Origin of the sequence: Plebeiibacterium marinum, from assembly GCF_026013615.1 — a bacterium.
Classification (GTDB): domain Bacteria; phylum Bacteroidota; class Bacteroidia; order Bacteroidales; family Marinilabiliaceae; genus Saccharicrinis; species Saccharicrinis marinus_A.
Genome location: NZ_JAPDPI010000108.1, coordinates 1 through 1,544, shown reverse-complemented (window position 1 = coordinate 1,544; position 1,544 = coordinate 1). Strand labels below are relative to the sequence as shown.

Annotated in this window: 1 rRNA gene; it reads left to right on the top strand. The window is 50.8% G+C overall.

Going from position 1 to position 1,544, the window contains the following annotated elements:
* Positions 1–11: 11 nt before the first annotated feature.
* Positions 12–1,533, top strand: a 16S ribosomal RNA gene (locus OM074_RS21055).
* The last annotated feature ends 11 nt before the right edge of the window (positions 1,534–1,544 follow it).

Here is a 1,544-nt window from a genome sequence, read left to right as displayed (position 1 = left end):
AAAATTTTTATACAACGAAGAGTTTGATCCTGGCTCAGGATGAACGCTAGCGACAGGCCTAACACATGCAAGTCGAGGGGTAACAGGGAAGCTTGCTTCCGCTGACGACCGGCGCACGGGTGCGTAACGCGTATGAAACCTGCCTTTTACAGGGGGATAGCCCAGAGAAATTTGGATTAATACCCCATAGTCTACCGGATTCGCATGTTTCTGGTAGTAAAGTTTCGGCGGTAAAAGATGGTCATGCGTGACATTAGCTGGTTGGTGAGGTAACGGCTCACCAAGGCGACGATGTCTAGGGGTTCTGAGAGGAAGGTCCCCCACACTGGTACTGAGACACGGACCAGACTCCTACGGGAGGCAGCAGTGAGGAATATTGGTCAATGGCCGCAAGGCTGAACCAGCCATGTCGCGTGTAGGAAGACTGCCCTATGGGTTGTAAACTACTTTTATACGGGAAGAATGTTACCCTCGTGAGGGTATTTGCCGGTACCGTATGAATAAGCATCGGCTAACTCCGTGCCAGCAGCCGCGGTAATACGGAGGATGCGAGCGTTATCCGGATTTATTGGGTTTAAAGGGTGCGTAGGCGGACTATTAAGTCAGTGGTGAAATCTTGCAGCTCAACTGTAAAACTGCCATTGATACTGATAGTCTTGAATTTAGTTGAGGTAGGCGGAATGTGTTGTGTAGCGGTGAAATGCATAGATATAACACAGAACACCGATTGCGAAGGCAGCTTACTAAGCTATAATTGACGCTGATGCACGAAAGCGTGGGGAGCGAACAGGATTAGATACCCTGGTAGTCCACGCCGTAAACGATGATTACTCGTTGTTGGCGATACATAGTCAGCGACTGAGCGAAAGCATTAAGTAATCCACCTGGGGAGTACGTTGGCAACAATGAAACTCAAAGGAATTGACGGGGGCCCGCACAAGCGGAGGAACATGTGGTTTAATTCGATGATACGCGAGGAACCTTACCTGGACTTAAATGTAGGCTGCATAGATCAGAGATGGTCTTTTCTTCGGACTGCTTACAAGGTGCTGCATGGTTGTCGTCAGCTCGTGCCGTGAGGTGTCGGGTTAAGTCCCATAACGAGCGCAACCCCTGTTGTTAGTTACCAGCACGTAGAGGTGGGGACTCTAACAAGACTGCCGGTGTAAACCGTGAGGAAGGTGGGGATGACGTCAAATCAGCACGGCCCTTACGTCCAGGGCTACACACGTGTTACAATGGCAGGTACAAAGGGCAGCTACACAGCGATGTGATGCTAATCTCTAAAGCCTGTCACAGTTCGGATCGGAGTCTGCAACTCGACTCCGTGAAGCTGGATTCGCTAGTAATCGCGCATCAGCCATGGCGCGGTGAATACGTTCCCGGGCCTTGTACACACCGCCCGTCAAACCATGGAAGTCGGGGGTACCTGAAGTCTGTTACCGTAAGGAGCGGCCTAGGGTAAAACTGATAACTAGGGTTAAGTCGTAACAAGGTAGCCGTACCGGAAGGTGTGGCTGGAACACCTCCTTTCTGGAGAGAGT